This is a genomic window from Providencia sp. JGM181 (genome assembly GCF_018257375.1).
Lineage (GTDB): Bacteria > Pseudomonadota > Gammaproteobacteria > Enterobacterales > Enterobacteriaceae > Providencia > Providencia lanzhouensis.
The window spans coordinates 22,000-27,999 of record NZ_JAERJY010000033.1 but is presented as its reverse complement, the minus strand read 5'-3'; the positions used below and the strand labels follow the sequence as shown (position 1 = coordinate 27,999).

Here is a 6,000-nt window from a genome sequence, read left to right as displayed (position 1 = left end):
ACAGATATTTCCTTAGTCACTAGAAGTTATACTTTAATGTATAAATGATTGCATCTTGGTAGAAATCATCACCTAACTTATTGTCAGCATAACGATATTGAACACCAGCAGCTAAATTTGGCGTGGCGTTCCACCAGAAAGCTAATGCACCGTTCACGCCATCACGACCACCGTTACCATAACGCTCATGACGTGCAAATTCCATTTCATGCCAGTTAGTGATCATGAAATCTTCTTGGAACATTTTGAAGTTGTAACCTGCAACCCAACCAACCACATAGCCGTTATTACCGGAATAATAGGTTTGGTCAACATAGTGCATAGCTACGAAAGGTTTGAACCACAGATCGCCAATTGAGGTGTTATAACCGATACCATACAGTGTGTTGACTTCGTGGAAGTTGCCGCCGTGTTTGTCACCTGGTAAAGACCAAGTACCATAAACGTGGCCGTATAAGTTGAATCCAGTATCTGCGATATAGACGCGAGCTGTTGTTTTCAGCGTATAACGCTGGTTTTTGCCTGGATCTTCATGTTGTTTATTAAATGGGTTTTCAACGTCAAAGAAACCATATAATTCACCCCAATTAAAATTAGCGCCACCTTCTAATTCGAAGTAAGCGAAATCTTCCTTATGGGTTGTATTTTTAGATTTATTTTCTGTATGACGGGACCAGTCGAGATAGTTCACGTTGATATCTGCGAAACCATTCTGATACCCAAGAAAATTTTCAGCATTCGCGGTCCCTGCCAATGATGCTAGAGCAGCAGCACAGAGTAGTGTTTTTTTCATAAGACATTATTTTCGTTTATGTATTAATAAAAATTAGTTGTTACGCAAATTTTTAGCTTGTCAACTAACCATCCTCAAACATGTGAGATATTAAGCTTTCAATTTGTAATTAAAAAATATCTTTCATAAAATTAGTGATTTACATCACGCTTTTATCAATCTTTAAGCGATATTTGCAAGAGAGATCTAATTTGCGAAAAAAGGAGAGATTCCCCAAATTAATTAGTTTAACTTGGGGGAGTCGTGAGCTGAATAGAATGGGAATCAATCAAAAATATCAGAATGATTTATGTTTTATGGCTTTGCGGACAGCGAGGAAGTCGAGGGTTCCACCAACAATAAGGCTGATAGCACCAATGGCTATACCAATGTTAAATATGAGATTCTGATAAGTCGGGAGCGCTAACCACAGGGATATATGGGAAGTAAACAAGTAAACTTTCACGCCTGCAAATGATGTGATTAGTAAACTAATTAACCAAACCGCCAATATAGATGCTGCTGCCATTAGCGCATAAACCGCGATTTTATATTCTCGAGGGAAAAACTCTCTGCGTTGAAACTCTCCCGTATCTTGGGTGTATAACAATGAAGTTCGGCAAGCGAGTAGCAATAAAACCCCCGGTACTGCAACGCCGATGGAAATTAAGTAGAACATTGGCCAGCCGTAGGTGCTGACAAAAATACTTGCGACGGGACCGATATAGACACGGCCTACAGCGGATAATGCTGAAAGCAAGGCAAATTGAGTGGCTGATAAAGACTTATTACATAAGGTCATTAATAAGGCGACAAATGCCGCAGTTCCCATTCCTGAAAAGATATTTTCGAGGAAGATAATAGATCCCATGCTGATAATATTTGGCGGTGTTACTGCGAGGAACCAGTAGCCAATATTCGAACCACCTTGGAGCACACCGAAGACAAATAATGCTTTAAATAGGCTCATATTTTTCATCAGATACCCCCCAAATAGGGCTCCGATGATTGTAGCCGCCATACCAACGGTTTTATTTACTGTACCCACTTCGCTCAAACTAAAGCCAAGAGCATTGAGTAAAAAGTTGGTATTTAGCGCCATAACGAAAGCATCACCCATCTTATAAAAGATGAGCAGCAACAAAATCAGCCATGCATTATTTCGGCTAAAAAATTCGGCAAGTGGCTCATAAATAGCATCTTTTAATGAAGTTGGTGGGGCGGTATTTTCTTGGGGCTCTTTTGCGAATAGGGTAGCGAAGATCCCAATAAACATTAGCCCAGCCATAAACAAGTAAAGCTGTTGCCACGTTAAGAACTTATCAGCAAGCCAAAGTGCTAATCCCCCAGAAACCAGCATACTAATACGATAGCCCATGACCGATGTTGCTGCACCAATACCTCGCTCTTCTGCGCTTAATAAATCTGTTTTATAGGCATCAAAAACAATATCTTGGGATGCGGAACAGAAAGCTACAGTGACTGCTAGTGCAGCTAACCACCAAAGATGTTCCGACGGATTCATAAAACTCATGCCTGCAATGCTAATCACAAGCAAAATTTGCGTTGTTAATAACCACCCTCTGCGGCGCCCTAAAAATGAGGGTGTATAGCGATCCATCATGGGGGACCATAGAAATTTTAGAACGTAGGCCTGACCGACGAGAGAAAAGAAACCGATGGTTTTAATGTCAATTTTTTCAACGGTTAACCAAGCTTGTAATGTTCCAGCAGTTAATGCCAAGGGCAACCCTGAGACGAATCCCAGTAAAATTAAGGTCACATTATTGGGCAGTGTAAATCTGGGTAGTGTAAAACGTGGCATTATTCCCTCATCGCCTGGATCTAGTGTATTCCGTTGCGCGAAGAATGGCGCAGTAGAAAGATAAAACAACCCAAGCTATTTATATTAAAGAAATAACTTGGGTTAGTAGGACACAGTAGACTGTTTTTTTGCAGCCTCTAATGAACCAGAATGATACTAGTATGAAATCATTCTTGATGCGCGATTAATACCGTGAATTTTGTCTGATAAAATCGGCGAGCTCTTGGTCTTTCGCCATATCTGAAATTAAATCACTTAAAGCAAGGTTAATTGCCGCAGCAATTTTTTCATTGGTTGCGCCTAATGCTCCTTGGGTATTGTAATTACGGGTATAAGTCCGGCTCTTAGTTGAGCCATTTGGTGCGGTCGCATTAACGACAACGCTGGAGTTAACCGTAATATTATGGCGTAAACTTCCTTCACTCACTTGCGTGTTCAATTTGTTTAATTGAACCACTAAGTTGATATTGGCGGGAGAAGTCACCATGAAACCACGAGCGGCCATCTGCTTTTCTACAGCTTCTTGCATTAGATAACGCGGATCGCGAGAGGGATTAAGCACCTCTAAAGTACCGTTTCTGTTAATTTCAGCCAAGGAGCGATTTGTACGGTTATCAACGCTACTCACACTAATTGAAGTTGCATTGAGCGTCGGGTTTTTGGCTGGTAATGCAATTTTAGGTTCGAGGGACAGCGTATTAGACGGTGCAGTACAGCCCGCTAATAGAAATAACGCAAAAAGTGGAAAACACAGTTTTCTTAACATAATTCTTCCCAGTTCATCTTTCCTAATTGAAAATGTTCCGTTATGGTTCGGGGTGCAACAACTCACACTATTAGACAACAGTTTGAGAAAAAATTCGCATAAATGTGCAGTCGATGAACATTTTGCATTCCCAGACCATAGTTTCAACAATGTAGATGCTATTATCCGCTATTTCTATAATAAGAAGATAGTTACCAGCAGCGTGATTGGGTGATTTTTTTCAAATGTGCTTTAGCGTTTTTTAATTAACTTAGGAGTCTCTATGGACGCCAATATGCCACAAACTATGCAGTCTCGCGTGAGTGAAAAGCTACAGTCTGCATTTGAACCTGAACACATGGAGGTGATTAATGAAAGTCATCAGCATAATGTGTTACCCGGTTCAGAGAGCCATTTCAAAGTGGTTTTAGTCAGTGATAAATTTGAAAACAAACGTATGATTGGTCGTCACCGTGAAATTTATGCTATTTTGGCTGACGAGCTTGCAGGTGGGATCCATGCTTTAGCCTTACACACTTATACTCCGAAAGAGTGGAATGAATTAGCGAGTACAGCGCTAAAATCACCTGCTTGTCGTGGTGTTGGTGGTGTGAATCGCTAATTAAGCATCTTGATGACATATGAATATTAATAGTGTATTTATCAAGTGGCTGTAAGTGATCGTTTTTTCCTCAATTTGAGAGAGGAAAATGAATTTTTAGTCAGAAAAGTCACAAATAAAGAGGAATGATCGCTTCTTTTATCGGCTTTTCTCGACTCAGGGCGCATGCATCGGTATAATGCTGCGTCTAATTTTCAGTAAGGTTTCGGGACGCTTCTGATATCAGGGATGACCGTTATGAAAGTAACGCCCCCGGTTCTGGAAGGGAGATTGCCATTATGATTTAATGGCATAACTCTGGAGTAGACCGATCACTAAGATTTATTTTGAGGTAAGAAGATGCAAGTTTCTGTTGAAACGACTCAAGGCCTTGGGCGTCGTGTAACAATCACCGTTCCTGCCACTGATATTGAAAAAGCGCTGAATAGCGAGCTGGTTAACGTTGCTAAAAAAGTCCGTGTTGATGGTTTCCGTAAAGGGAAAGTGCCAATGCACATCGTTAAACAACGCTACGGTGCGTCTGTAATGCAAGACGTTCTGGGCGATGTTATGCAACGTAACTTTATCAATGCAATCATTGAACAAAAAATCAACCCAGCTGGCGCGCCAAGCTACAAGCCAGAAATGTTCGAAGACGGTAAAGACTTCGTTTACGCGGTTGAATTCGAAGTGTACCCAGAAATCGAATTAAAAGGTTTTGAAACTATCGAAGTTGAAAAACCAGCTGTAACCGTGAAAGACGAAGACCTCAACGACATGCTGGAAACTCTGCGTAAGCAACAAGCACAGTGGAAAGAAGTTGAAGATGCAGCAGCTGCTGATTCACGTATCACTATTAACTTCACAGGTTCTATCGACGGTGAAGAATTTGAAGGTGGTAAAGCTGAAGATTTCGCACTGGTTATGGGCGAAGGTCGTATGATCCCAGGCTTCGAAGAAGGCGTTGTTGGTCATAAAGCTGGTGAAGAATTCGATATCGAAGTTAACTTCCCAGAAGATTACCATGCAGAAAACCTGAAAGGTAAAGCGGCTAAATTCGCAATCGTTCTGAAGAAAGTTGAACAGCGTGAACTGCCAGAATTTACTGAAGAATTCGTTAAGCGTTTCGGTATTGCTGACGGTTCAGTAGAAGGTCTGCGTGCAGAAGTTCGTAAAAACATGGAACGTGAGCTGAAAAATGCAGTTCGTAACCGTGTTAAAGCGCAAGTTCTGGAAGGTCTGGTTAACGCTAACGAAATCGAAGTCCCAGCAGCAGTTGTTGATGGTGAAATCGATGTTCTGCGTCGTCAAGCTGCACAGCGTTTTGGTGGCAACGAAAAACAAGCGATGGAATTACCACGTGAACTGTTCGAAGAACAAGCTAAACGTCGCGTAATTGTTGGTCTGCTGTTAGGCGAAGTTATCCGTACTAACGAGCTGAAAGCTGACGAAGATCGTGTTAAAGCACTGATCGAAGACATGGCTTCTGCTTACGAAGATCCATCAGAAGTTATCGAATACTACAGCAAAAATGAAGAGCTGATGAACAGTGTTCGTAACTTAGCATTAGAAGAGCAAGCTGTAGAAACTATTCTGGCAGCGGCTAAAGTAACTGAAAAAGAAACTAACTTCACTGAGCTGATGAACCAAGTTCAAGCTGGTTAATTTTTCTTTTTAGCAGTACTCTTCTTTTTAGAAGTACAAAGCAAAACCCGTGGTGTTTCACTGCGGGTTTTTTGTCAATTAGCGTCGTAATATTTAGACTTTGTGCAAATCATCTTGAAAATTACATTTAAACCCTAATTATAATAAGAGTCATCAAGATATCGTTCGCTAGATGATGATGGGATTTTTGTGTGGAACACATTTTTCGACAGTATAAAACCGTGTAACTAGATAGACTTGTGTTAAACTCTGTAACAGAGCGTCTTGCCTATCGCTGAGTTTTCAACTGTATTCTGGCTTAATTCTTTAGCGACTTTTTAACTAAGATTTAAAAAAGTGACTAAAATAATGAAGTAAGTGAAGAGTATAAGCAGGCAGACACAACTAACTTC

5 protein-coding genes are annotated in these 6,000 nt (G+C 40.8%); 2 read left to right on the top strand and 3 right to left on the bottom strand.

Annotation, left to right across the window (positions count from 1 at the left end; translation table 11 throughout):
- Positions 1 to 19 precede the first annotated feature (19 nt).
- The 3 genes from JK188_RS06795 to JK188_RS06785 all read right to left on the bottom strand — a co-directional run bounded on the left by JK188_RS06795 (position 20) and on the right by JK188_RS06785 (position 3,363).
- The gene (locus JK188_RS06795; RefSeq protein WP_211886632.1) at positions 20 to 793 is read right to left on the bottom strand and encodes a nucleoside-specific channel-forming Tsx family protein; all 774 of its coding nucleotides are present in this window, start codon (positions 791 to 793) and stop codon (positions 20 to 22) included.
- 277 nt (positions 794 to 1,070) lie between these two features.
- Positions 1,071 to 2,597 (bottom strand): muropeptide MFS transporter AmpG, encoded by a 1,527-nt coding sequence (gene ampG / locus JK188_RS06790; protein ID WP_211886630.1) that lies wholly within the window; start codon positions 2,595 to 2,597, stop codon positions 1,071 to 1,073.
- A gap of 184 nt (positions 2,598 to 2,781) precedes the next feature.
- Positions 2,782 to 3,363, bottom strand: coding sequence for a YajG family lipoprotein (locus JK188_RS06785; protein ID WP_211886628.1), 582 nt, complete (start codon positions 3,361 to 3,363; stop codon positions 2,782 to 2,784).
- Between the two features lie 262 nt (positions 3,364 to 3,625).
- On the opposite strand from JK188_RS06785, the gene bolA reads away from it, so the two are divergent.
- The gene (gene bolA, locus JK188_RS06780) at positions 3,626 to 3,964 is read left to right on the top strand and encodes a transcriptional regulator BolA (RefSeq protein WP_132496192.1); all 339 of its coding nucleotides are present in this window, start codon (positions 3,626 to 3,628) and stop codon (positions 3,962 to 3,964) included.
- A gap of 339 nt (positions 3,965 to 4,303) precedes the next feature.
- A complete protein-coding gene (gene tig, locus JK188_RS06775; protein ID WP_036953907.1) occupies positions 4,304 to 5,608 on the top strand; it encodes a trigger factor in 1,305 nt (434 codons plus the stop codon).
- Positions 5,609 to 6,000 lie beyond the last annotated feature (392 nt).